Source organism: Paenibacillus sp. UNC496MF (genome assembly GCF_900113915.1).
In the GTDB taxonomy this organism is placed as follows: domain Bacteria; phylum Bacillota; class Bacilli; order Paenibacillales; family Paenibacillaceae; genus Paenibacillus_Z; species Paenibacillus_Z artemisiicola.
The window spans coordinates 16979-40444 of sequence record NZ_FORE01000018.1 but is presented as its reverse complement, the minus strand read 5'-3'; the positions used below and the strand labels follow the sequence as shown (position 1 = coordinate 40444).

Genomic DNA, 23466 nt, shown 5'->3' with positions numbered 1-23466 from the left:
AGGTCAATCGACAAGCCCTGCGCGCATACATATGGACTTACGGCAAGCGGCTTCGGGGCATCGGCGGCGGGAGGGACCGGAATGGCGAAATGGCGGGACAGCTTGGAGCGGCGGTTCATGGAATGGCGGCGGCTGGAGTATGCGGTGGAGCATACGCTCGCGGGCCGGCGCGTGCTGCGCGTCGCGGGGCCGCGGACGCCGCGGCTGACGACGCCGGTATCGGTCGCGATCAGGCGGGAGGAGCTGGGCGCGGTGGAAGAGACGTTCCAGGCGGGGCTGGCCTGCTTCTGCCTCGGGGAGCTGACGGCGGAGGGACGCGCCGCGTTTCTGCGGGTCTGGCACGAACGGCTCGAGGCCGGGGCGACCGCCGTGCTGGCCGACCGCCGGGGCGAGGGCTGCGAGACGCCCGCGGAGCTGGCGGACTTGTTCGGGCCGCATGCCAAGGCGCTGAACGTCGAGGTCGGCCCGACCTTTTGGTGGGTCCGCTACGAACGGGCGTAACCGCGCGCGTTCGGCCAAAACAAACAAAGCCGCGGCTGCTTGTCTCGGGAAGAGAAGCAGCTGCGGCTTTGCTTGCAATGCCTTTGCGGGGCGGTCGGACCGCCGCGCCGGCATTATGCGTACGTCTTGCTCGGATCAATCGTCGTTATCGCCCGGCTCGTCGGAAGGATCGTTCGCGTATTTCTCGAACGTGGACTGGTTCATTACGCGGCGCGCCGTTACGTAGCGCTTCGAGTAATAGGATTCGCTCAGTCCGTTGATCGCGACGCCTCTGCTGGTGGACGCGTGCGCGAACTTGCCGTCGCCGACGTAGATGCCCACGTGCGAGATGCCGTTGCCCGTCGTATTGAAGAATACGAGATCTCCCGGAATCAGATCGTCCTTGGCGATTTTCTTGCCCAGCGTGGCCTGCGAACGGGACGCGTGCGGGATTTCGACGCCGAGTTTCTTGAACACGTACATCGTGAATCCGGAGCAGTCGAACCCTTTCGTAGTCGTGCCGGAGTAAACATAGGGTGTTCCGATCAGATCGCCGATGACGCCGTCCATTTTCGACTGCGCGAACACGCTTCCGGTCTGGAAGATGAACAGCATCGCGATTCCGATCACTAGCGCGGAAAACTTCTTCAAAACGGGAAACTCCTTCCGGGGCCTACGAGGTTAGCTGTGGGGTTCGGTTGAAGGCTCCCTATGATCGCCTCTGGCAGACGGTCTTCGGCAGACCGGCTGTCGGGATCAATTCACCCAGAATGGTTCCCCCGTTTCCCTCTTGCAAGGGAATTCGGCAAATTTTTCATTTCTCACGGCTAAATATTCGATCATTTTGTCGCTTCTCCTTCCAGGTTCATCCTTTGTTCACACATTAAAATTATTAGAATGCAACCTTTTGTCTCTCATTTTCGTATAATAGCGCCGTTTTCGCGATCGGAGAACGCGTTTATTCGGCGTTGTCGGAAAAACGTCCGGACCGTGCGGGGCCCGTCCCTTCGCCGCCTTCGGCAGACGTCGAAAAGCCCCGTCGCGGGGCGTACGGGGCGGAACGAAAGTCCTAGGCGATGCGATTCGCGAAGATTCGGACGCGGCTGCCGCGGGGCGGCGCCGAGGGGCAGGCGGGGAGATCCGCCCGCTTCGGCCTTACGGCTGCTTGGACTGCCAGACGTCGAACTGGGAGGCCGCCGTCCACACCTTCATGACCGTGCGAATCAGCTGATAGCCTTGGTGAAGCACCAGCGCGAGCAGCCCGGCCCACAGCATCGACACGGAGGCGACCGTCACGCTGACGAGCGCGCCGATGCCCCACATCGCGAGCGACACGCCGGCGAAGGGCAGGAAGTTCGCGAGGCATTGCCAGAGGCCTCGCATGGAGCCGCTTCCGGCAACGGAACCGAACTGCATCGCGAGGAAGAGCAAGTGGAGCAGCACCGCCCAGAGCAGCCACGCGCCGGCCCACGGCCCGGCCTGCTTCGCGAATTCCGTCAGCGTGCCGCTCGTCAGCAGCAGGTCGAGCGCCTTGGGCAGGAGCCAGGCGGCCGGCGCGAGCGTCAGCGTCGTCTCGGCCAGGTAGAGCAGGGCGACCGGCTTCCAGGCTTTGCGAATGCCGCTCAGGAACTTGGTTCCTTGCTCGTCGCTCGCGCGGTACAGGGAGTGGAACAGGCCGGCGTTCAGGAACGGCGTAATGACGATCCGTCCGGCCAGCAGCCCGCAGAAGAGCAGGGCGTAAGGCCGGAACGCGTCCGTCTTCATGAGCTGGAACTGCGATTCCGTCAGGAACAGCGAGATGGCGCTGCTGCTGGCCGCGTACGAATCGGGAAACCGCTTGAGCAGCGGCACCGCGATGCCCTCGATCGTCCGGTAGAGGAAGAAGCCCCATAGCAGTTCGTAGAGGAACAGCAGGATAATGATGTAGATGTGCTTCGTCGTCAGCTTCCAGCCTTGCTTGATATGCGTCTTCATCCGTCAATCACCTCCTTCATTAATCGCGGCGGGCGTTACCAGGCGAGCGAAGCGAAGAGCGTCTCGGCCAGCTTCGAGAGTCCGACGCTCCAGCGCGTGCGCGTTTTCTCGTCGAGGTCGGCCTTCATGAAATTATTGATGTGCTTGTTGTCGAGCACGTTGTCGTTCTGCGGATCGACCGCGGCCCAGAGCAGCTTGGCGCCATGGACGATCTTGTACTGGACGCTGGCTTCCTGGCCGTCCCATACCTTGGGCATGACCGTGCCGTCGGCGAAATGGAGCACGACCGTCACCGGGCCGTTCGAGCCGCCGGTCTTCTTGATGAGCACGACGTTCTCGTACGCCGTCTTCCCGTCCTGCTTGACCGGCGTGACGCGGATGCCGGCGACCGCATAATCGGACATCGCGTCCCCGTACACGAAATGGCTGAAGTAGTCGTTCCACTTGGTCTTCGTCACCGATTCCACGACCCGCTGGAAGTCGGCGGTGGACGGGTGCTTGAACTTGTACTTCTGGAAGTACGTCCGCATGATCTTGCGCATCGTCGCGTCGCCGACCTGCTTCTCGATGCCGACGAGCACGAGCTTGGCGCGGATGTAGACGTTCTCGGCGTAGTGGTTGTTGTCGTGGTACGACCAGGACAGCTGCTTCAGCGGCGCGGGATCGGTCATGTAGCTGGCTTCCACGGGCAGGTTCGGCGCCACGCCGTATTCGCTTTCCATGACCTTGTCCTCCGCGTAGGAGGTGAAGCCTTCGTCGAGCCACGCTTCCTCGAACTCGTTGGAGGCGACCATGCCGTACCAGTATTGGTGGCCGATCTCGTGCACGACGGTCCGCTCGAGGTCGTACCCGGGATTGTCGTTCTCCGCCGAGAACGCCGTGACGAGCGTCGGGTATTCCATGCCGCCCGCGCCGTTGCCGCCCTTGGGCGGGACGACGATGGAGAGCGTCGTGTACGGATAGGCGCCGTACCACTGCGCGTACTTGGCGAGCGCGGATTTGGCCGCGTGCAGGTAGCGGTCCTTGTACTTGGCGTGCAGCGGATCGAGGTACAGCTTGATGCGCACGCCGGGCACGCCTTCGGTGGAGTACGGCTCCTCCGAATAGACGAAGTCGGGGGAGGCGGACCAGCCGAAGTCATGCACGTCGTCGGCGTAGAATTGGTACGTCTTGCGGCCGTCCTGGACGACGGACGCTTTCGCCTGGAAGCCGGTGGCGGCGACCTTGTAGGACGAGGGCACGTTGATTTTTACGCTGTAAATGCCGAAGTCGCTGTAAAACTCGGAGTTGCCGTGGTACTGGTGCGCGTTCCAGCCCTCCGTGGCCCGGCCCCGCGTGCCCGCGGTCTCGTAGACGGCCAGCTTCGGGAACCATTGGCCCGCCATGACGAAATCGCCGGAGTAGCCCATGCGCGCGAACACCTCGGGCAGCTTCACCTCGAACTTCATGCGCAGCGTCACGCTTTTGCCGGGGGCCACGGGATTCGGGAGCTTGAGCTTGGCCAGCGTCAGATCGTTCGGGTTGCCGTCGTCGGGCTGCACGAAGTGCAGGCGGGGGAGCAGGCTGTACCCTTCCGTCGTCTCCAGCGTCAGCAGGTTCATGTAGCCCGTGCTGTCCGAGGTGGCCTTGTCCTCCCGCAGCTGGCCGCCGGATTCGCGCATGAACGTCGTCTCCTTGGAGCGGAAGGCGTTGGGATAGAGGTGAAAGTAGAGCTCGGACACCTGCTGCCTGCCGGGGTTTGTCCACGTGACGGTCTGCGCGCCCTGCAGCAGGTGCGTATCCGTCTGCAGCGACACGTCGATGTGGTATTCCGCGACGCGCTTGCTGAGCGCGACGGGCTTCGGCTGCATGACGCTGTCCGGCTGCTGCGTCGCCGGAGGCGCGGCCGGCTTGGGCGCGTCCTTCGCGGGGGCGGAGGCGTACGTATATTGCGAAATCCAGGCATGTCCGAACCCTTCCCGCGCCGTTACGCCGATCAGCGCGGCGGCGAGGGCAAAGAGCAGTAAACGTGTGGCGAGGCGTGGCTTCATTCTAAGACTCCCTCCCGTTGACAAGCATCTAAGGCATGTATATGTTTGCTTTTCCGGGATTATTAGCTAAAATGGAATTAAAGTGCGGACTGGCCGGGAAACCGCGCCGGACGCGGAATTCAAGGCTTTGTACAAGGCTTGGGACGGGAGTTGAACGGAGCGCGTGAGCGAACAAAACAACGGACAGCAGCCGCCGGAGAAGAAGGAGAAGAAGTCTCTTTCGCTGAACGTGGTGAGCAATAAGGAACATAAGGGCTTCGGCGCGGGGACGATCGACCTCAGCGACGTCGCCTGCGTCATGATCGATAACGGCGAGGCGTACATCGACGTGGGCGCGATGCACGCGAAGAGCAAGATCGAGCGGGGCATCAAGTTCGGCACGAACAAGGAGGACGTCCCGAACGGCCGCCCGTGTTGGATCGTCTGGGTCGCGGTGGAGCGGGGCGAGGAAGGCGCCCATTACGCGGGCGCGACGGCATGCCCGATGCTGATCGATTCGGAGGCGCGCAGAGGGTGGAAGATTCTCGCGCAGCACGTGAACAACCTCGATTACGCCATCAAGCGCCGGTTCATGCTCGACGAGCTGGGCGCGGAAGAGAAGCGGGCGCTGAAAGGCCTGCTCGTGGCGCATAACCCCGAATGGTGGGACCGTTCGCCGGATAAGCTCAAGGACGCGCTGAACGTCTAGGAGCCGCGTACGACGGAGGTAGGATGGATGGAGAACGCGTTTCGCCGGACGGCGGGACGCGTGTTTTGTCGTGCGCCGCGAGGGAGGGCGAAGGGGAAGCCGGCGTCGTACAAAACATAATAGACAATCATTCTCAATATAATGATAATGATTATCAGTATCAATTAAAGCGGGCACCGGCTGCTTGAAGGAGTGAAGGAATTGGAACCGAAAGCATTGCTCGTCTACGCGAGCATGACCGGCAACACGCGCGACATGGCGGACAGCGTGGTCGAAGGGCTGCTGGAGCATTTCGTCGCGGTGGAGGTCAAGGAAGGTTCGACGCGACCAAGGCCGACTTGGACGTCTACGCTAATTTGCTGTTCGGGGTTTACACGTGGGGAGACGGCGATCTGCCGGACGAATTTCTGGATCTGTACGACGATTTGGGCGAGATGGACCTGTCCGGCAAGCGCGCGGCGGTGTTCGGCTGCGGCGACTCGTCGTACCGCTACTTCGCCGTCGCCGGCGACATCCTGCAGGAGCGGCTGGAGAACCGCGGCGCGCGGGTGCTGCAGGAGACGGTGAAGTCGGACGGCTGCCCGGGCCGAGCTGGACGCCTGCAAGCGGCTCGGCGCCGCGTTCGCGGCGTTCGTCCGGGAGGAGGCCGGCGCGAAGTGAGCGCCGGCCGATCGTGAAGGAAGCGGCCTCGCCCGATCTCCGGTACGGAGAGGGCGGGGCCGTTGTCTTGCCGGGCGGAGACGCGGCCGCCTTGGCATGAGTTTCCGGCCGGCGACGCAAATTAAGCCTGATTCCCCCTGTTCGGAAGCCCGGCTTCTATGGTATAGTCGTTGAACAAGAACAGACGTTCTAAATTCAGGAGGATAGGGCATGAACCCGCAACCGAAAGGGCGCACGCAGTACGCCGACCTGCTCCGGCGCTACTTGCTGCCGCAGAAGCGCACGCTGTGGATCCTCGCGGCGCTGCTGATCTTGACGATCGGCCTGCAGCTCGCCAATCCGCAGATTATCCGCTTCTTCATCGACAGGGCGCAGGGGGGCGGCAGCCTGCAGCCGCTGCTCGCCGCCGCCGGGCTGTTCATCGGCTTCTCGGTGCTGCAGGGCGGCGTGTCCGTGCTGGCGACGTATTACAGCGAGAACCTCGGCTGGAAGACGACGAACGAGCTGCGCGCCGACCTCGCGGCGCACTGCCTCGCGCTCGACATGCCGTTCCATAAGTCGCAGACGTCCGGCGCCCTCATCGAGCGGGTCGACGGCGACGTGAACGCGTTGGCGAATTTCTTCTCCAGCATGATCATCCACCTGCTCGGCAACTGCCTGCTCATGGTCGGCATCATCGTGCTGCTGTTCCGCGAAAGCTGGATGATCGGCGCGGGCATGACGGTCTTCGTCGTCGCCGCGATCTTCGTCATTCAGCAGATCCGCAAGTTCAACGGACCGTTCTGGAAGGAGTGGCGGCAGGCGAGCGCGGAGCTGTACGGCTTCATCGGCGAGCAGCTCGAAGGCACGGAGGACATCCGGGCGAACGGCGCGTCGGGCTTCGTCATGGGCCGCTTCTACGGCATGATGCGCCATATGCTGCGCGTGCGGCTGCGGGCGTTCATCGGCTTCGCCTCGATGTGGAACACGACGATCGTCGTGTTCACGCTCGGCAACGCGATGGCGTTCGCGATCAGCGCGTATCTATGGAAGACGGACGCGATTTCGCTCGGCACGGTGTACCTGATCTTCTTCTACACGGAGCTGCTAGCCAAGCCGATCGAGAAGATCCGCACGCAGATGGAGGACTTGCAAAAGGCGGACGCCAGCATCGCGCGCATCCGGGGGCTGTTCGAGACGCGCTCCTCCATCGCCGACGGCCCGGGGGCGCCGCTGCCGGACGGCCCGCTCGACGTGGCGTTCGACGACGTGACGTTCTCGTACGAGGACAACGCCGGCGAACCGACGCTGAAGGGGCTGCGGCTGTCGCTCGCGCCCGGCGAGGTGCTCGGCCTGCTCGGCCGCACCGGCAGCGGCAAGTCGACGATCGCGCGGCTGCTGCTCCGCTTCTACGATCCGCAGGAAGGCGCGATCCGGATCGGCGGCGCCGATATCCGGCAGTGCAAGCTGGGCGGCTTGCGCCGGCGGGTCGCCATGGTCACGCAAAACATCGAGATCATGGAAGGCACGATCCGCGATAACTTGACGTTCTACGACGACTCCGTGCCCGACGCGCGCATCGTCGAAGTGCTGGAGCAGCTCGGACTGGGGAGCTGGTACGCCTCCATGCCGGAGGGGCTGGACACGATGCTCGCGTCCGGGGGCGGCAGCCTGTCGGCCGGCGAAGCGCAGCTGCTCGCCTTCGCCCGCGTGTTCCTGACCGATCCCGGGCTCATCATCATGGACGAAGCCTCGTCCCGTCTCGACCCGCTGACCGAGCAGCGCATCGAGGACGCGATCGGCAAGCTGCTGGCGAACCGGTCGTGCATCATCATCGCCCACCGTCTTGCCACGGTCCAGCGCGCGGACAAAATCGCGATTCTCGACAACGGCGCCGTCATCGAAGCCGGCGACCGGGAAGCCTTGGCCGCCGATCCGCGGTCGCGGTTCAGCGCGATGCTGGCCACGGGGCTCGAGGAGGTGCTCGCGTGACGACCTTTCAATTCCTGGTCCGGCTGATCACGTTCCGGCCGCTTCTGTATACGGCCAACGCGCTCGCCTGGACCGTCATCTACCTGATTCCGATCGCGCCCGGCCTCATCACGCAGCAGTTCTTCGACTCGCTGACCGGCGAGGACACGCTGAAGGCCGGCACGTGGGGGATCATCGCGCTGCTCCTCGCGGCGGCGCTCGCGCGCGTGGTCATGATCTACGTCGGCTGCATCACCGACGTGGAGTTCCGCTTCCGCGTCGCCATGATCCTGCGCCGCAACCTGCTCGGCCACGTGCTGAAGCAGCCCGGCGCGCGGGCCATCCCGGTCTCTCCGGGGGAAGCGATCAGCTACTTCCGCGACGACGTCGACCAGACGGAGGAAGCCATTAGCTGGTCGGTCGACGTTTTCGGCCTGACCTGCTTCGCGATCGTCTCGAGCTACATCCTGCTCAAGATCGACGTGCAGATGACCCTGCTCGTGTTCGTGCCGCTTATTCTCGTCGTCACGGTGGCGCAGCTGGCCACGTCGCGGCTGCAGAAATACCGGGCCGCGAGCCGCGAGTCGACGGCCCGCGTGACCGGCGCGATCAGCGAGATGTTCGGCAACGTCCAGGCGATCCAGGTCGCCGGCGCGGAGGACCGCGTCATCGAGCGATTCCGGCGGTTCGGCGAGACGCGCCGCAAGACGATGCTGAAGGATAAGCTGCTCGGCGAGGCGCTCGACGCCGTCTTCACGAACGCCGTCAACCTCGGCATCGGGCTCATCCTGCTGCTCGCGGGCACGAAGATGCGCGGCGGCGGCTTTACGGTCGGAGACTTCTCCTTGTTCGTCTATTATCTGACGTTCGTGACGCAGGTCATCTCCAACGTGGGGAAGTTCATGACGTATTTCAAGCAAATGAGCGTCGCGCTGGCGCGGATGCTGGAGCTGCTGCAGGGCGCGCCGGCCCGCATCCTGACGCGCAAGGCGGCGCTGCCGCTCCGCAAGGGCGCGGCCCAGGCGGCGGAAGCCCGCGACGACGCGGCGCCGATCGAAGCGCCCGAGCCGCTGCGGTCGCTGGAGGTAACGGGGCTGTCGTACCGGTACCCCGACACCGGCCGGGGCATCGCGGACATCTCGCTGCGGCTGGCGGGCGGCTCGTTCACGGTCGTGACGGGCGCCATCGGCGCCGGCAAGACGACGCTCGTCCGGGCGCTGCTCGGCCTGCTGCCGAAGGACGAAGGCACGATCGCGTGGAACGGCAGGCCGGTCGAGGATCCCGCCGCGTTCTTCGCGCCGGCCCGCAGCGCGTACGCCGCGCAGATTCCGCGGCTGTACAGCGACACGCTCCGCAACAATATCCTGCTCGGCCAGGAGAACGACAAAGGCAAGATCGGGCGGGCCGTGCACGACGCCGTCATGGAGTACGACGTCGCGCATCTGCAGCAGGGGCTCGAGACGGTGGTCGGGCCGCGCGGCGTCAAGCTGTCGGGCGGCCAGATGCAGCGGACCGCCGCGGCGCGGATGCTCGTGCGGGAGGCGGAGCTGTACGTCTTCGACGACGTGTCGAGCGCGCTCGACGTCGAGACGGAAGCGAAGCTGTGGGACCGGCTGTTCGAGAGCCGCGGCGACGCGACGTGCCTTGTCGTGTCCCACCGGCGGACCGCGCTCGCGCATGCCGACCGGATCATCGTCATGAAGGACGGCCGGATCGAGGACGAGGGCACCGTGGAGCAGCTGCTCGCGTCGAGCGAGACGTTCCGGGAGCTGTGGTACGGAGACGAGCGGGGCAAGGAGTGACCGCGAAGCGCATAGCGCGTGGCCCCATATAATGAAGAAGGCTGCAAGCGGATTGTCCGCTTGCAGCCTTTTTTGCCATGGTCGGCGTCTTGCCCCGAAGCCGGGTTCTAATTGCTCCACCAGCGCTTGAGCTGCTTCCACCAGTTGCTCGTCTGCTCCCGCTTCGCTTCGTCGCTTCCGGCCGCCGCGTCTCCTGCATCGCCGTGCGCGCCGCATACCTCGACCGGCTGCGTGCCGCTGACGAACGTCTCCAGCCGTCGGGTCGGGCAGGTCTTGCCGGCCAGCTTGCCGGATTCGGGATCGACGTAGACGGAGACGACGCCGTCCGGCAGCGGGAAGATCTTCGGCGGCACCGCCGCGAGCGCCTGCTCCGTGTAGGCGGCGAAGATCGGGGCCGCGCGGTGCGCCTCGGCGGGGGTCAGCTTGCGGCCTTTGTCGTAGCCGACCCAGACGGCCGTCGCCAGCTCCGGCGTGTAGCCGACGAGCCAGGCGTCGGTCGCCGTCGTGCCGGTCTTGCCGGCGACCGGGCGCTTGATCATGGCGGAGACGCGGTTGCCCGTGCCCCCGGTATCGAAGACGCTTTCCATCAGGCTCGTCAGCACGTACGCATGCGCGGCGTCGACGACCGGCACGGCCGCGGGCTTCGCTTCGTACAGCACCTCGCCCTTGCCGTCCTCGATCCGCAGGATCGCGGTCGGCTCGATCCGGACGCCGCCGTTCGCGAACGCGCCGAACGCGGACGCCATCTCGAACGGGCTGACCGGGAACGTGCCGAGCGCGAGCGACGGCAGCGGCTTCATCGGGCTGTCGATGCCGAGCTTGCGCGCCATGTCGATGACGTTCTGCGGGCCGACCTTCATGATCGAGTTGACCGCGTAGATGTTGTCGGACGAAGCGATCGCCTGCCGCATGTCGATGAGCCCGTTCGTATACTTGCTGTTGTAGTTGCTCGGCGCGTACGTCTTGCGGCCGTCGTCGTAGGTGAAGACGGTCGGCGCGCTCTTGAATTGGGACACCGGCGTCAGCGCGCCCTGCTGCAGCGCCGTCAGGTAGAGAATCGGCTTGAACGACGAGCCCGGCTGGCGCGTCGTGGCGAACACGCGGTTATACTGGTTCGTCTTGTAATCCCGTCCGCCGACCATCGCCTTGACGTAGCCGGTGCGCGGATCGATCGACACCAGCGCGGCCTGCTGCTCGGAGCCGGCCGGGATGCCCGAGGCGACCGCTTCTTCCGCGGCGCGCTGCGCTTCGGGATCCAGCGTCGTGTAGATGCGGATGCCGCCCTCGCTCAGCAGGCGCTCGTCGATGCCGAGCTTGTCGACCGCCACGTACCGGATGTAGTCCCGGAAGTACGGCGCCATCCCGGCCTGCTTGTTCGAGCCGAGCGGCACGAAGCTGAGCAGCTGCGCCCCCGCGGCCTTGGCATCCGCCTGCAGGATGATGCCTTGATCGGCCATCGTCTGCAGGATCGTCCGCTGGCGGTCCTTGGCGTTCTTCATGTCCATGTAAGGCGAGTAATATTTCGGGCCCTTCGGGATGCCCGCGAGCATCGCGCTCTCCGCGAGCGTCAGCTCGGAGGCGTGCTTGCCGAAGTAGAGCTCCGAGGCGGCTTCCGCCCCGTACGCGCCGTGGCCGTAATAGATCTGGTTGAGGTACATCGAGAGGATCTCGTCCTTGGAGTAGTGCATCTCCAGCTGAATCGTGTACATCGCTTCCTTCAGCTTCCGCGACCAGGTCCGTTCGTGCGTCAGATACAGATTCCGCGCGAGCTGCTGCGTCACCGTGCTGGCGCCCTGCTCCCGCGAGAGATGCTCCAGGTTGACGACGGCGGCGCGCGCCATCCCTTTCAGATCGAAGCCGAGATGATCGTAGAACCGACGGTCCTCGATCGCGAGCGTCGCCTCCACGAGATACGGCGAAATTTGCTTCAGCGGGACCGATTGCCGGTTCTCGCCGGCGTGGAACGTGTCGATGACGCGCCCCTGCAGGTCCAGCATCTGCGACGTCTGGCTGACGGACGAAGCCGGCAGCGCCTGCACCCGCAGATAATAGAGGAAGCCGAACGCGGCCATGAACAGCACGAGCAGCGCCCCGCCCGCGTACAGCAGCCCTTTGCGCAGCCGGCGCAGCAGCGGCATCCACCGCTCGGCTTGAATGGCGACCGGCAGCCGGCGCTTTCCGCCGCCGCCCCGCTTCATGCGATACCCGCTCATACCCGATGCCTCCTTGCGTTTTCCGTAGCTATCCAACTAGTATGGAAAACATTGGGCCGCGGTATTCAGGCGAAGGGAAACGGGGGATGAAATTTTTGAACGGGGCGGGCGGAAGGTTGCTTTTTCCCCCCGTTAACTTATAATACAAAAGGAAACATGCGACCTTATGAATCAACGACCCACCATACATACAAGAAAGCAGGGATTAACCGATGGAATTGTGGTTTACGGAGAAGCAAACCCCGACCTACGGCATTACGGCCAAAATCAAAGAAACGTACGTGAGCGAGCAGACGGAATTCCAGAAGCTCGATATGATCGAAACCGAAGAATTCGGCACGATGCTCGTCCTGGACGGCATGGTCATGACGACGGACAAGGACGAGTTCGTCTATCATGAGATGGTCGCGCATCCCGTGCTGTACACGCACCCGAATCCGAAGAAGGTGCTCGTCGTCGGCGGCGGCGACGGCGGCGTCATCCGCGAAATCCTGAAGCACCCGAACGTGGAGAAGGCGGTGCTGGTCGACATCGACGGCAAAGTCATCGAATATTCGAAGAAGTACCTGCCGAACATCGCGTGCGGCCTGGACGACCCGCGCGTCGAAGTCATCGTGAACGACGGCTTCATGCACATCCACGACCACAAGAACGAATACGACGTCGTCATGGTCGATTCCACGGAGCCGGTCGGCCCGGCGGTCAACCTGTTCACGCGCGGCTTTTACCAGGGCATCTACGACTCCCTGAAGGAAGACGGCATCTTCGTGGCGCAAACGGACAACCCGTGGTTCACGCCGGACCTGATCCAGAACGTCAACCGCGACGTGAAGGAAGTGTTCCCGATCGTGCGCGTGTTCTGGGCGAACGTGCCGACGTACCCGAGCGGTCTGTGGACGTTCACGATGGGCAGCAAGAAGCACGATCCGCTCGAGGTGGACGAGTCCGCCATCCCGGAAATCGACACGAAGTACTATTCGCCGCGCCTGCACAAGGCCGCGTTCGTGTTGCCGAAATTCGTCGAAGACCTCGTGAAATAAGGAAGGACCGATACCGACCATGAAACTCGATCAAAAATATTCCGGCAACGTATTCATCTTGAGCTCGGAGGACTATCAATCGTCCAAGGCCGTCATCTACGGCATGCCGATGGACTTCACCGTCTCGTTCCGCCCGGGCTCGCGCTTCGGCCCGCCGCGCATCCGCGAAGTCTCGATCGGCCTGGAGGAGTACAGCCCGTATCTGGACCGCAGCCTAGAGGACATCGCGTACTTCGACGCCGGCGACCTGCTGCTGCCGTTCGGCAACGCGGCGCGCTCGCTCGACATCATCGGCGAATTCGTGGACGGCGTGCTGGCCGACGGCAAGATGCCGGTCGGCCTAGGCGGCGAGCACCTGTGCTCGTGGCCGATTTTTCAGTCGGTCTACAAGAAATACCCGGATCTCGCGATCATCCACTTCGACGCGCACGCCGACCTGCGCGAGCAGTACGAGGGCGAGCCGCTCTCGCACTCCACGCCGCTGCGCAAAGCCGCGAACCTGATCGGCGGCAAGAACGTGTACCAGTTCGGCATCCGTTCCGGCTCGCGCGAGGAATGGCAGTTCGCCCGGGAGAACATCAACTTCTACCCGTTCGAGGTGCTGGAGCCGCTCAAGAAGGTCCTCCCCGAGCTGGCCGGCCGTCCCGTCTACCTGACGATCGACATCGACGTGCTCGATCCGTCCGCGGCGCCGGGCACCGGCACGGCGGAAGCCGGCGGCATCACGTCGAAGGAGCTGATCGACGCCGTGCACGCCATCGCGCGCGCAGGCCTCAACGTCGTCGGCTGCGACCTCGTGGAAGTCGCCCCGGCCTACGACCCGACGGAGCAAACGCAGATCGTCGCGGCGAAGGTCATCCGCGAAATGCTGCTCGGCTTCATCAAAGCATAACGACGGCTTTACGGCGGCTCGGCCGCCCCGCGCGGGGCATCGGCCGAGCCGCCGCAGAAAGCCGCATAAAAAACCGCTCCGGTCCGTGCATCGCGCACGGCCGGAGCGGTTTTTTTGCGTTTATGGCGCATGGTGCGTTGATTGGGCGCGTTGCGCGGCACGTGCTTGCGGCGCGTGCTTGCGGGGGACTCGGCCGGCAGGAGCGAGCCGCCTTACCGCGGCGCGTCCGTCGAGGCCGCGTCCGCAGCGGCGCGGTTGTTCCGGCGCAGCCCGACCATGACGTCGGGCACGTTCGTGTCCATCGCGTCGACGCCCATCGCCATCAACCGCGCGAACACGGCCGGATCGTCGGACATGCTGCCGTAGACGTAGAAGCCGCGGCCGTGCAGCTCCGCGACCCGCTCCGCGGACAGATGCTGCAGCGGCGTATTCAGGATTTGCGCCCCGAGCTCCTCGAGCAGCGCGATCGGCCGTTCGATCGCGTGCGCGCTGATCGCGGCCGTCAGGACGTCTTGGTTGACGTCGCGCACGGCTTTCACGAGATCGTGCCGGAACGACATCAGCTGCGCCTGCCCGTTCATGCCGTGCTCCGCGACGAGGCGGGCCGTCCGGCGGGCGAGCGCCGGGTCCAAGCGGTCCGCCGGCTGCTTCAATTCGATGCTGAGCCGGATCCGGTCCCGCGCCCAGACGAGCACGTCTTCGAGCGTCGGCACGCGCTCGCCGGCGAAGTCCGCCGAGAACCAGGAGCCGGCATCCAGCGCGCGCAGCTCCGCCAACGTATAGTCGCGCAACGGACCGCGTCCGTTCGTCGTTTTGTCCACCGTCAGATCGTGAAAGACGACGATTTCGCCGTCCTTCGTCAATTGCACGTCGAGCTCGATGAGCTCCGCCCCGCAAGCCAACCCGCGTTCGAATGCGGCCATCGTATTTTCCGGCGCGTACGCCGAAGCGCCGCGGTGCGCTCCGACGGCGATGCCGTCCAATCCGCTGAATATCGTGGTGTTCTTCATGCTTCCGCATCCTTTCCGGGTCAAGATTGCTTCATTGTAGCATGCGGGGCTAGGCGGTAAAGATAAGGTTTTGTTAAAGCGGTTTAATACATCTATTCTACTAATTATTGGGAAATACAGCCCGAATATAGCCGAATATTAATGAATTATTAATTTTACTCCCGAATTTACAATAAATAATCATCAGTTTGAAACGCATTTTACAAAACCGGTTTAAGCTTGTCTTCGGGATGGTACCGTTCCCACATCGGCTCGCGCAAAACGGAAGAAAGAGAGGCCCGACGATTTTTGGCTACCATCGACGACGTCGCGAAGGCATCCGGCGTATCCAAGGGCACGGTTTCGAGCGTCTTCAGCAAGAAACGGCCCATCAGCAAAGAAGTGACCGAGCGCGTACTCGCGGCGGCCAAATCGCTGCACTATAAGCCGAATTATTGGGCGAGAAGCCTCGCCAGCCGTTCGACGAGCATCCTCGGATTGAATATCCGGGGCGAATCGTTCCCGTTCGGTCAATTCCATCTCTCGCTGTTGAACGGGGTGCTGCGCGTTTGTTACGAACGCGGCTACCGGCTCCTCGTCAACACGCTGTCGCCCGCTTATCTCAGCCAAGTCGAGCATATCGCCTCCGACCCGGTCGACGGCGAGATCCTGCTCGACCCCATCGACGGTGACGAACGGATCGCGGACCGGTTCGAGAGCGGCCTGCCCGTCGTCATCGTCGGCCGTCCGCCGGGCTTCTACGAAGGGCGGGTCAGTTACGTCGACAACGACAACGTCGGCATGGCGGCCCAGGTCACGCGGTATTTGCTGGAGCTCGGGCATCGGGACGTCTTGTTCCTGAACGCGCCGGCCGGCAGCACCGTATCGGCGGACCGGGGCGCGGGCTATGCCGCGGCGTTCTGGCAGGCCGGCCTCGAGCCGAAGCCCGGGCGGATGCTGCACAAGCCGCTGCAAGGCTTGTCCTCGCACGCCTTCGGCTACGAATCGGCGTTCGCCGCGCTGTCGGCTTCGCCGGACGTGACGGCGGTCATCGCCGATACCGACACGATGGCGCTCGGCGTGTACAAGGCGGCGGAGCGGCTCGGGCTGCGCATTCCGGAGCAGCTGTCGGTATTCGCGTTCAGCGACGATTCCGTGCTCTCGCCGGAGTTCTCGCCGCCGCTCACCGGCGTGCGGCTCCATGCCGACCGGCTGGGCGCCGAGGCGACGCGGCTCCTGCTGGAGCAGCTCGGCGCGCCGGAGAAGTCCGCGAAGCGGGTGCTCGTGCCGACGGAGCTGGTCATCCGCGGCTCCGTCGCGCCCCCGGCGGCTTCGCGCCCGTAGCTCGCCGTCGGGCCGGCCGCGCGGCGCATGCAAGCGAAGCCCTTGCCGGCCGCATGGACGGTACCGATTGCGACAGGATTGTACCCCATTGTAACGGTAACGCATGAGATTCACGGTTGTGCCGTTGACGTTTGGTTTCGACGCTCTGAAGGTTTAATGACGCTCGGACGCACCGGTCCGTCGCTTGGCTCGCATCAGGATCCAGGCACCATCACACACCACAACGCTGACGCGTTCAGGAGGGTAACGAACGAAATGAACAAAAAAGTATGGTTGACGATGTCGACGGTCGCCGTCGCGGGAACAATGCTGCTGTCGGGCTGCGGCTCGGAGAGCGGCAACAACGCGGCGAACAACGCTCAAGCGGGCAATGCGGCAAACGCGGGCGGCAACGCTTCGGACGCCCCGGCGAACACGCCGGCGAACGCGCCGGCCGGCGACATGAAGCTGCGCATCCTCGACGCCAACGTCGGCGGCAAGACGCCGGAAGAGAATACGAAGTTCGAAGCGGAGATCAAACGCCTGACGGGCATCGAAGCGACCGTCGAGAAGCCGGCGAGCGATTACGACCAGAAGGTGCTCACGGCGCTCGGCTCCGGCGAGAAGTACGACTTGATCGAGCTCAGCGACCTTGGCAAGCTGGCAAGCTTCGTCGACCAAGGCGTCGTGTCGGATTTGACCGACTTCGTCACCAACTCCACGGTGCTGTCCGATCCGGCCGTCATCCCGACGGGCGAATGGGATCAGCTGAAGAGCAAGGACGGCAAGATTGTGGCCGTGTTCAGCAAATTCCAGGGCGGCACGATGCCGATCGTCCGCAAGGACTGGCTCGACAAGCTCGGCCTGAAAGAGCCGAAGACGCTCGACGAGTACTACAACGTGCTTAAAGCGTTCAAAGAGAAGGATCCCGACGGCAACGGCAAGAACGACACGTACGGCCTGAGCACGTCCGGTCTCTACGATGTCCAAGGCTTCATGAGCGCGGCCGGCCTGAAAGCCCGCTACGTGATGAAGGACGGCAAGCGCACGATTCCGTACGCGACGGAAGCGGCGGTGCCGATGTACGAATGGTTCGCGAAGCTCGTGAAGGAAGGCATTATGGATCCGAACTTCGTCACGAACGACACCGGCAAGATGCGCAACCTGTTCCTGACCGACCGCGTCGGCATGGTCACGTACTGGGACGCATGGGTCGGCATGTTCAACAACATGAAGAAGACGGAAGACCCGAACACCAAGTTCCAAGCGGAAGGGCTCGAAAGCATTCCGGGCGCGGACGGCACCATCCTCATGCGCCGCGGAGACCCGGACTTCTGGATCATCCCGGCCAACGCCGAGCACCCGGACGCCGCGAAGAAATTCCTCGAGTTCTGGAACTCGGAGCCGGGCATCATCCTCGGCAGCCTGGGCATCGAGGGCGAGGATTACACCAAAGAAGCCGACGCGTACAAGCTGACGGAAACCGGCACGGAGCACAACATGGACCACGGCGTGCCGTTCTGGTACAACACCAACGTCAAGTATCCGTTCGGCAAGCTGCCGGGCGTTCAGGAAGCGCAGGATCTCGTGACGAAGGACGCGACGCTCGAGCTGACGCTGCCGACCTGGCCGGATGCGGAAAAAATCGTGAACGACTACGCGCTCAAAGCGATGTCCGGCCAAATGGGCGCCGCCGAAGCCGTGAAAAAGATGCATGACGAGCTGCTGAGCAAAAACCTGATCGACGAATAGGACGTTCGCGTCCGAAACGCATCGACGGCAGATGTCCGCGGCCCGCGCGAGCGGCTTCGCAGAGACTCGCATAGCAAGCAGAGGCAGGCAGGGGAGCACGGATCCCCTGCTTGCCCGCTTTTCTTCCCGAAATTGGTCTCGTTTACCAGATAAGGACGTGAATAAGGTCATGAAGGTATTGAAGAGATACGGCGCGCTCTATTTGATGATGGTGCCGGTCGTCGCTTATTTTCTCGTATTCGCCTACTACCCGCTCGTGAAAGGGCTGCAGACCAGCCTGCAGGATTACAAGCTGATGGGCGACCGGCCTTACGTCGGCTTCGCGAATTACGACTTCGTGCTGCACGACTCGACGTTCTGGGCCGCCATGGTCAACACGCTCGTCATCGGAGGCGGCATTCTCTTCTTCAGCTTCATCGCGCCGCTCATTCTCGCGCTGTCGCTGAACGAAGTGCTGCGGACCTGGTACAAGAAGCTGACGCAAATGGTCCTGTACGTGCCGCACTTGCTGTCGTGGGTCGTCATCGGGGGCATCTGGATCTTCCTGCTGTCGCCGGACAGCGGCCTCGTCAACATGATCCTCGTGCATGTCTTTCATATGAAGCCGATCAATTTCCTGTCGAATCCGACCTGGGGGCGCTGGATCATGATTCTCCTGTCCACCTGGAAAGAGATGGGCTACACCTGCATTCTATTCCTCGCGGCCATCGTCTCCATCAACCCGTCGCTGTACGAGGCGGCGCGCATGGACGGCGCTTCCCGCTGGAAGCAGCTGATGTACGTGACGATCCCGCAGCTCGGCAACACGATGAAGGTCGTCTTCTTGCTGAACACGCTCGGCGTCCTGCGGATTTTCGACCAGGTGTTCATCCTGCGCAATCCCACGATCGCTTCGAAGGTGGACGTGCTGATGATGTACACGTTCCAGAAAGGCATACTCGAAATCAAGCTCGGACCCGCCGCGGCGGCCAGCTTCTTCGTCCTGATTATCACGCTCGCCCTGACGCTCGTCGTGCGGCGAATGACACGATTTGATGAGGTGTAAACAATGTCCGATCGATTCGAACGGCTAGGCTGGAAAAACAAAGCATTCGATACGTTGAACGCGCTGTTCCTGCTGGTCCTGATGCTGACCATGATCGTCCCGTTCGTGAACGTGCTGGCGCTGTCCTTCTCGTCGGGCGTCGCGTCCATGCAGCCGGATATCGTGCTGTGGCCGAAGCAGTTCAGCGCGGAAGGGTACAAGATCGTCTGGAAGAGCCTCGATATTTGGCGGCCGCTGCTCAACAGCGTCATCGTGACCTTGGTCGGCACGACGCTGCACGTGCTGCTGTCCAGCCTGGCGGGCTATGTCTTCATTTATCCCCGTCTTCCGGGCCGAAAGCTGCTCATTACGTTCATTCTGATTACGATGATGGTGCCGCAGGAAGCGATCATGATTCCGCTCTACGTGGTCAACAAGGACCTGCACCTCATTAATACGCTGAGCGCGCTCGTGCTCTCGGGGCTCGTCTCCGGCTTCTCGATCCTGCTCATGCGCAACTTCTTCCTGAACATTCCGTTCGAGATGTCGGAGTCCGCCAAGATCGACGGCGCCGGCGAGTTCCGCATCTTCTCGACGATGTACCTGCGGCTCGCGGCCGCGGGCCTCGCGACCGTGACGCTGTTCGAATTCGTCGGCCGGTGGAACATGTTCACGGCGCCGGTCATGTTCATCAGCGACTCCATGAAATACACGCTTCAGGTCGCCTTGAAAGCGATGATCATCGACACGAGCAGCAACTCCGGCACCTATATGGTCACGACGAACGTGCGGATGGCGGGCATCGTCATCAGCATCCTGCCGCTGATCGCGGTCTATCCGTTCGTGCAGAAGTATTTCATGAAGGGCATTCTGCTCGGCGCCAGCAAAGAATAGGAGGGCAAGCGATGGAGACGCGAGAACGGCGCATCACGCTGCGCAGACGGATCGGCAAGGACGAAGAACGTTCCTATCTGGAGGTTCCGTTCGTCGTGGACGGACGCGCGGAGCGCATCGAGGCGGCGTACCGGTATGAACGCGGCGGCGGGGAGGCGGTCGTCGACATCGGCCTTCGCTCGCCGGAGCGGATCGTCGGCTGGAGCGGCGGCGCCCGGCAATCGTTCTTCGTCGGAACGGAGCTGGCGACGCCGGGCTATCTGGCGGGGCCGGTCGCCGAAGGCGAGTGGGCCGTGCTGCTCGGCGCGTACAAGATTCCCGCGGAGGGCACGGAGGTGACGATCGACATCGTGCTGAGCGCGCCGCGCGGCGGTTGGATCAAGGGCGACCTGCACATGCACGGCGTGCACAGCGACGGGCGCTACACGATCGAGGCGGCCAAGGCATCGTGCGCCTCGCGCGGGCTGAGTTACATGGCGTTGACCGATCATAACACGCTCTCGCAAAACCGGGCCGCGCTTGCGCCGGACGAGCGGCTGCTCGTGCTGCCGGGCGTGGAGCTGACGAGCTATTTCGGCCACGCCAACGTATACGGCGCGCCGGAGGCGCTGCGGGACTTCCGCGTCACGACGCCGGAGCAGGCGCGGGCGACGCTGGGCGAGATTCGGGCGCAGGGCGGCTTCGTGTCGCTGAACCATCCGTTCTGCCCGTCCTGCCCGTGGGAGCTCGGCTTCGACCTGCCGTACGACGCAATTGAAGTATGGAACGGCCCGTGGCGGGCGCTGAACGAGCGCGCCGTCGCCTGGTGGCAGGAACAGCTCGCGGCGGGACGCCGCCTCATCGCCCTCGGAGGCAGCGACGCGCATGCCGAGGACCGGCTCGTGAAGCACGGCCGGCCGACGGCGGCCGTGCGGACGGACGAGGCGACGGCGCAAAGCGTGCTGGACGGAATCCGGCAGGGTCGGGTCGTCCTGTCCTTCGACCCGGACGAGACGTTCCTGACGCTGACGTCCGGCGATTACGGCGCCGGCGATCTTCTGCCGCGGGCGGCTCTTGACGGGGCGGGCGCGATTCCGCTCGTCATCGACGTCGAAGGCGCGCGGGGCGACCGCGTCGCGCTGTGGTCGGACCGCGGCCTCGAGGCGGCGTGGGACATCGAGGCCGCGGCGGACGCGCCGGCGAAGGCCTGGGAGGCGGACGCCGCGGCCGGCGGCTGGGCGGTGCAGCGCGAGCTCGCCGCGCTGCGCGAGCATGCCGCGCCCGGCGGGGCGGACCGCGCCACGGCCAGCGCCACGGCCAGCGCCGCCGCGGCCGCGGAAGTGCCCGCGACGCGCGTCCCGGCGGCGGAAGCGGCGGACGGCCGCGTCCGGCTGCGCTTCGAAGGCGCCGCCGACCGGCTGTTCTACCGGCTGGAGGCGCGCCGAACCGCGGCAGGCACGGGCGTGTCCGTCATGACCTGCTTGACGAACCCGCTTTATATCGAACGCGCGGCGGAGTAGATCGCCGGCGTATCGGCCGCTGCCAGGCGGTTCGCCCCGCGTCCGTTCGGATCGGCGTCGGCGCCCCGTTCGCTCGCGGCCCGGCGCCGGACCTGATACGCCCCGTAGCCCCGACGTCCGGCGGCCTATGCCGCGGCGAATTAGCTCCCGCGGGCCGTCCGGCTGCGCCTAATTGGCGCCGGACGGCTTTTTGGCGCGTCCGCCGACCGGCAACCGCGTCCCGCTATTTGCGGCTCGTTCCGCTTTCCCGGTCAAGGTACCGTCCGCGAAGGAGCGCCGTATAATAGAAGCAAGCGATAGTTTCCCGTCCGAAGAAATCCGCGGTTGCCTCGGAAAGTCGCTCGAACGGCGCTTGGAAGCTTTCTTTTTTGGTCATACTGGCTAATAGTGTGAGACGATTAAGGGAGGCGTAAAAGCATGACCATTTTGCCGATACACGAACGGCTTGCGGAGCTGTGGACCATTCGCGGGGCCCGGAATTTGACCGGGGAAGAGCAGGCGGACCTCGAGCATTGTCTGGCGGTCAATGCCATGCACGTCCGGCAATTCGCCAATTTGCACAATTTGTCCCTGGCCGCGTCGATGGCAGGCGACGTCGAGTGGCAGCACGAGATTTGCCAGCGGCTGGAGAAACTGAGCGGCTTCCCGCCTTCGCCCCAGCTGTAGCGCAGGTTCGCGCTGCGGCCCCGCGCGGGCGGACAAGCCCGCCGCGCGCCGAAGGCCGGACAGGGGCCGCTTGCATCGGCCGGCGTCTCCGGGTAAGCTCGAAGGAAAGAGCAGAGGAGGCGATCCGTCCATGCGCGTCCATTCGTTTCCGCCGATGATCCGCGATGGGGCGACGGCGCTCGTCCTCGGCAGCATGCCGGGCGAGGCGTCCCTGGCGGCCAACCAATATTACGGCAATCCGCGCAACCATCTATGGCGGGTGCTGTACGGGCTGTACGGGCGCGAGCCGGACGAGCCGTACGCGGACCGCTTGGCGTTCGCGGCGTCGCGCGGCATCGCCATGTGGGACGTCATCGCGTCCTGCGAGCGCGCGGGCAGCCTCGACGCCAACATCCGGGACGAGGTCCCGAACGACCTGCCGGGTCTGATCGCGGAGCATCCGGGCATCCGCTGCCTGGCGTTCAACGGCGCGAAGTCGCACGATACGTTCATGAAATATTTCAAGCATCATCCCGCCTTCGCGGAGGCGGCGAAGCTCAAGCTGCCGTCGACGAGCCCGATTCCGACGCGGACGATGCGCACGACGGCGGACCGCATCGAAGCTTGGCGCGCGCTGCTTCCGTACCTGGCCTGACATTTGACGCTTGCAATTTTCAATGGGTCGCATATAATAGGGAAAATGACAGCCACATACGATGAACGGGACAGTAGCCTGCAAGACGCTGAAAGCAGCGAGCCGGGACGGTGGAAGCCGGCGCAGCGATGCAGGGGAAGCGCACCCGGGAGTTGATCGACTGAACAGGGCGCCCTTCGCGGGACGCCGGACTAGGCCGATCCGGTCACCCCGTTATCGTGTTCGAGAGGTTTTCGCGTTTCGCCGCGCCCGGTCGGGCCATGGCGGGATGGCGAGACCAGAAGAGTGGTACCGCGGACATCAGCCTCCGTCTCTTTGCAGAGACGGGGGTTTTCTTGTTATTCGGGACCGGTGCGGCCGCCGCGATGGATGCGGCCGTCCGTCCGACTGCATGGGAGGACAGGATATGAAGAAGACGGGAGACCGCCGGCATGAATGATAAGGCAGCCGTAATCATCACGCTGGAAAGCGTCATCGACGGCGAGAAGCAGGTCAGCGTCATGGACGGCGAATGGTACCGCAAGGGCGGCACGTTCTTCCTGCGCTACGAGGAGACCGAAGCGGAAAGCGCGGTGCGGACGGTCGTCCGCTGGCGCGACGGCGAGCTCAGCGTCACCCGGCGGGGCGACGTGGAGTCGCAGCAGACGTTCGCGGCCGGCGTGCGGCGGAGCGGGGAATACGCGTCCCGGCACGCGTCGTTCGCGCTGGAGACGGAAACCAGCCTGCTCTGGGCGCAGTTCGGCGGCTTGATGGACGCCGATCCGGACGGGGAGCGGCTGCTGCCGAATTTGCCGCTGCTGCTGGAATGGCACTACAAGCTGCTCGTCGACGGCGGGCAGATCGGCGATTTCGTCATCCGCCTTCGCGCCGAAGCGGCGCCGGTCGGCTAGTTGCAGCGGGCTTCGCCCGCAAAACTTGGATTATGCTTACGAAGCAGTTTTGCTTCATCTTGCCGA

General features: G+C 64.0%; 20 protein-coding genes and 1 riboswitch. Of the genes, 15 read left to right on the top strand and 5 right to left on the bottom strand.

Annotated elements, in window-relative coordinates; all coding sequences use genetic code 11:
- The first annotated feature begins 81 nt into the window (after positions 1-81).
- Positions 82-501, top strand: a complete 420-nt coding sequence (locus BMZ79_RS28335) for a hypothetical protein (RefSeq protein WP_090647136.1) — start codon at positions 82-84, stop codon at positions 499-501.
- Positions 502-636: 135 nt separating this feature from the next.
- Here BMZ79_RS28335 and BMZ79_RS28330 read toward each other — a convergent pair whose 3' ends face one another.
- The 3 genes from BMZ79_RS28330 to BMZ79_RS28320 all read right to left on the bottom strand — a co-directional run bounded on the left by BMZ79_RS28330 (position 637) and on the right by BMZ79_RS28320 (position 4484).
- The gene (locus BMZ79_RS28330; RefSeq protein ID WP_256253191.1) at positions 637-1131 is read right to left on the bottom strand and encodes a C40 family peptidase; all 495 of its coding nucleotides are present in this window, start codon (positions 1129-1131) and stop codon (positions 637-639) included.
- A 4-nt stretch (positions 1132-1135) separates the two neighbouring features.
- Positions 1136-1298: riboswitch (cyclic di-AMP (ydaO/yuaA leader) on the bottom strand.
- Positions 1299-1635: 337 nt separating this feature from the next.
- Positions 1636-2454 (bottom strand): hypothetical protein, encoded by an 819-nt coding sequence (locus BMZ79_RS28325; protein ID WP_090647133.1) that lies wholly within the window; start codon positions 2452-2454, stop codon positions 1636-1638.
- A gap of 35 nt (positions 2455-2489) precedes the next feature.
- Positions 2490-4484, bottom strand: a complete 1995-nt coding sequence (locus BMZ79_RS28320) for a M1 family metallopeptidase (protein WP_090647131.1) — start codon at positions 4482-4484, stop codon at positions 2490-2492.
- A gap of 163 nt (positions 4485-4647) precedes the next feature.
- Between BMZ79_RS28320 and BMZ79_RS28315 the strand changes: the two genes are divergently transcribed.
- The 4 genes from BMZ79_RS28315 (at position 4648) to BMZ79_RS28300 (ending at position 9584) form a co-directional block, all read left to right on the top strand.
- Entirely contained in the window at positions 4648-5172 is a 525-nt protein-coding gene (locus BMZ79_RS28315) for a YwhD family protein (protein ID WP_090647128.1), read from the top strand.
- A gap of 338 nt (positions 5173-5510) precedes the next feature.
- Positions 5511-5849: a flavodoxin domain-containing protein gene (locus tag BMZ79_RS28310; RefSeq protein ID WP_177222389.1), complete on the top strand. Its 339-nt coding sequence runs from the start codon at positions 5511-5513 to the stop codon at positions 5847-5849.
- 193 nt (positions 5850-6042) lie between these two features.
- Entirely contained in the window at positions 6043-7803 is a 1761-nt protein-coding gene (locus tag BMZ79_RS28305) for an ABC transporter ATP-binding protein (RefSeq protein ID WP_090647123.1), read from the top strand.
- Positions 7800-9584 (top strand): ABC transporter ATP-binding protein, encoded by a 1785-nt coding sequence (locus tag BMZ79_RS28300; RefSeq protein WP_090647121.1) that lies wholly within the window; start codon positions 7800-7802, stop codon positions 9582-9584. Before BMZ79_RS28305 ends, BMZ79_RS28300 begins: the two co-directional genes overlap by 4 nt.
- A gap of 107 nt (positions 9585-9691) precedes the next feature.
- Here BMZ79_RS28300 and BMZ79_RS28295 read toward each other — a convergent pair whose 3' ends face one another.
- Positions 9692-11797 (bottom strand): transglycosylase domain-containing protein, encoded by a 2106-nt coding sequence (locus BMZ79_RS28295; RefSeq protein ID WP_256253190.1) that lies wholly within the window; start codon positions 11795-11797, stop codon positions 9692-9694.
- 212 nt (positions 11798-12009) lie between these two features.
- Between BMZ79_RS28295 and speE the strand changes: the two genes are divergently transcribed.
- Positions 12010-12837 (top strand): polyamine aminopropyltransferase, encoded by an 828-nt coding sequence (speE, locus tag BMZ79_RS28290; RefSeq protein ID WP_090647118.1) that lies wholly within the window; start codon positions 12010-12012, stop codon positions 12835-12837.
- A gap of 19 nt (positions 12838-12856) precedes the next feature.
- Positions 12857-13729: an agmatinase gene (speB, locus tag BMZ79_RS28285; RefSeq protein ID WP_090647116.1), complete on the top strand. Its 873-nt coding sequence runs from the start codon at positions 12857-12859 to the stop codon at positions 13727-13729.
- A 212-nt stretch (positions 13730-13941) separates the two neighbouring features.
- Here the strand turns inward: speB and BMZ79_RS28280 are convergent, their stop codons facing one another.
- Positions 13942-14739 (bottom strand): glycerophosphodiester phosphodiesterase, encoded by a 798-nt coding sequence (locus BMZ79_RS28280; RefSeq protein ID WP_090647113.1) that lies wholly within the window; start codon positions 14737-14739, stop codon positions 13942-13944.
- Between the two features lie 288 nt (positions 14740-15027).
- Between BMZ79_RS28280 and BMZ79_RS28275 the strand changes: the two genes are divergently transcribed.
- The 8 genes from BMZ79_RS28275 to BMZ79_RS28235 all read left to right on the top strand — a co-directional run bounded on the left by BMZ79_RS28275 (position 15028) and on the right by BMZ79_RS28235 (position 23400).
- On the top strand, positions 15028-16062 hold the full coding sequence (locus BMZ79_RS28275) for a LacI family DNA-binding transcriptional regulator (protein ID WP_090647110.1): 1035 nt from the start codon (positions 15028-15030) through the stop codon (positions 16060-16062).
- 255 nt (positions 16063-16317) lie between these two features.
- The gene (locus BMZ79_RS28270) at positions 16318-17793 is read left to right on the top strand and encodes an extracellular solute-binding protein (RefSeq protein WP_256253189.1); all 1476 of its coding nucleotides are present in this window, start codon (positions 16318-16320) and stop codon (positions 17791-17793) included.
- Between the two features lie 169 nt (positions 17794-17962).
- Positions 17963-18838 carry an ABC transporter permease subunit gene (locus tag BMZ79_RS28265; protein WP_090647108.1) on the top strand — a complete coding sequence of 292 codons (876 nt, stop codon included), beginning with the start codon at positions 17963-17965 and terminating at the stop codon, positions 18836-18838.
- Positions 18839-18841: 3 nt separating this feature from the next.
- Positions 18842-19711, top strand: coding sequence for a carbohydrate ABC transporter permease (locus tag BMZ79_RS28260; protein WP_090647105.1), 870 nt, complete (start codon positions 18842-18844; stop codon positions 19709-19711).
- Positions 19712-19722: 11 nt separating this feature from the next.
- Positions 19723-21210: a CehA/McbA family metallohydrolase gene (locus tag BMZ79_RS28255; RefSeq protein WP_090647103.1), complete on the top strand. Its 1488-nt coding sequence runs from the start codon at positions 19723-19725 to the stop codon at positions 21208-21210.
- A 417-nt stretch (positions 21211-21627) separates the two neighbouring features.
- Positions 21628-21876 carry a DUF7667 family protein gene (locus BMZ79_RS28250; RefSeq protein ID WP_177222388.1) on the top strand — a complete coding sequence of 83 codons (249 nt, stop codon included), beginning with the start codon at positions 21628-21630 and terminating at the stop codon, positions 21874-21876.
- 130 nt (positions 21877-22006) lie between these two features.
- The gene (locus tag BMZ79_RS28245; RefSeq protein ID WP_090647100.1) at positions 22007-22510 is read left to right on the top strand and encodes a DNA-deoxyinosine glycosylase; all 504 of its coding nucleotides are present in this window, start codon (positions 22007-22009) and stop codon (positions 22508-22510) included.
- Positions 22511-22941: 431 nt separating this feature from the next.
- Positions 22942-23400, top strand: coding sequence for a YwiB family protein (locus tag BMZ79_RS28235; protein ID WP_090647095.1), 459 nt, complete (start codon positions 22942-22944; stop codon positions 23398-23400).
- Positions 23401-23466 lie beyond the last annotated feature (66 nt).

Excerpts from the sequence above, each read along its gene's own strand:
- BMZ79_RS28255 (WP_090647103.1), top strand. The coding sequence starts at position 19,723 with ATGGAGACGCGAGAACGGCGCATCACGCTGCGCAGACGGATCGGCAAG.
- speB (WP_090647116.1), top strand. The coding sequence starts at position 12,857 with ATGAAACTCGATCAAAAATATTCCGGCAACGTATTCATCTTGAGCTCG.
- speE (WP_090647118.1), top strand. The coding sequence starts at position 12,010 with ATGGAATTGTGGTTTACGGAGAAGCAAACCCCGACCTACGGCATTACG.
- BMZ79_RS28265 (WP_090647108.1), top strand. The coding sequence starts at position 17,963 with ATGAAGGTATTGAAGAGATACGGCGCGCTCTATTTGATGATGGTGCCG.
- BMZ79_RS28335 (WP_090647136.1), top strand. The coding sequence starts at position 82 with ATGGCGAAATGGCGGGACAGCTTGGAGCGGCGGTTCATGGAATGGCGG.
- BMZ79_RS28305 (WP_090647123.1), top strand. The coding sequence starts at position 6,043 with ATGAACCCGCAACCGAAAGGGCGCACGCAGTACGCCGACCTGCTCCGG.
- BMZ79_RS28245 (WP_090647100.1), top strand. The coding sequence starts at position 22,007 with ATGCGCGTCCATTCGTTTCCGCCGATGATCCGCGATGGGGCGACGGCG.
- BMZ79_RS28295 (WP_256253190.1), bottom strand. The coding sequence starts at position 11,797 with ATGAGCGGGTATCGCATGAAGCGGGGCGGCGGCGGAAAGCGCCGGCTG.
- BMZ79_RS28270 (WP_256253189.1), top strand. The coding sequence starts at position 16,318 with ATGAACAAAAAAGTATGGTTGACGATGTCGACGGTCGCCGTCGCGGGA.
- BMZ79_RS28320 (WP_090647131.1), bottom strand. The coding sequence starts at position 4,484 with ATGAAGCCACGCCTCGCCACACGTTTACTGCTCTTTGCCCTCGCCGCC.
- BMZ79_RS28325 (WP_090647133.1), bottom strand. The coding sequence starts at position 2,454 with ATGAAGACGCATATCAAGCAAGGCTGGAAGCTGACGACGAAGCACATC.
- BMZ79_RS28260 (WP_090647105.1), top strand. The coding sequence starts at position 18,842 with ATGTCCGATCGATTCGAACGGCTAGGCTGGAAAAACAAAGCATTCGAT.
- BMZ79_RS28235 (WP_090647095.1), top strand. The coding sequence starts at position 22,942 with ATGAATGATAAGGCAGCCGTAATCATCACGCTGGAAAGCGTCATCGAC.
- BMZ79_RS28280 (WP_090647113.1), bottom strand. The coding sequence starts at position 14,739 with ATGAAGAACACCACGATATTCAGCGGATTGGACGGCATCGCCGTCGGA.
- BMZ79_RS28250 (WP_177222388.1), top strand. The coding sequence starts at position 21,628 with ATGACCATTTTGCCGATACACGAACGGCTTGCGGAGCTGTGGACCATT.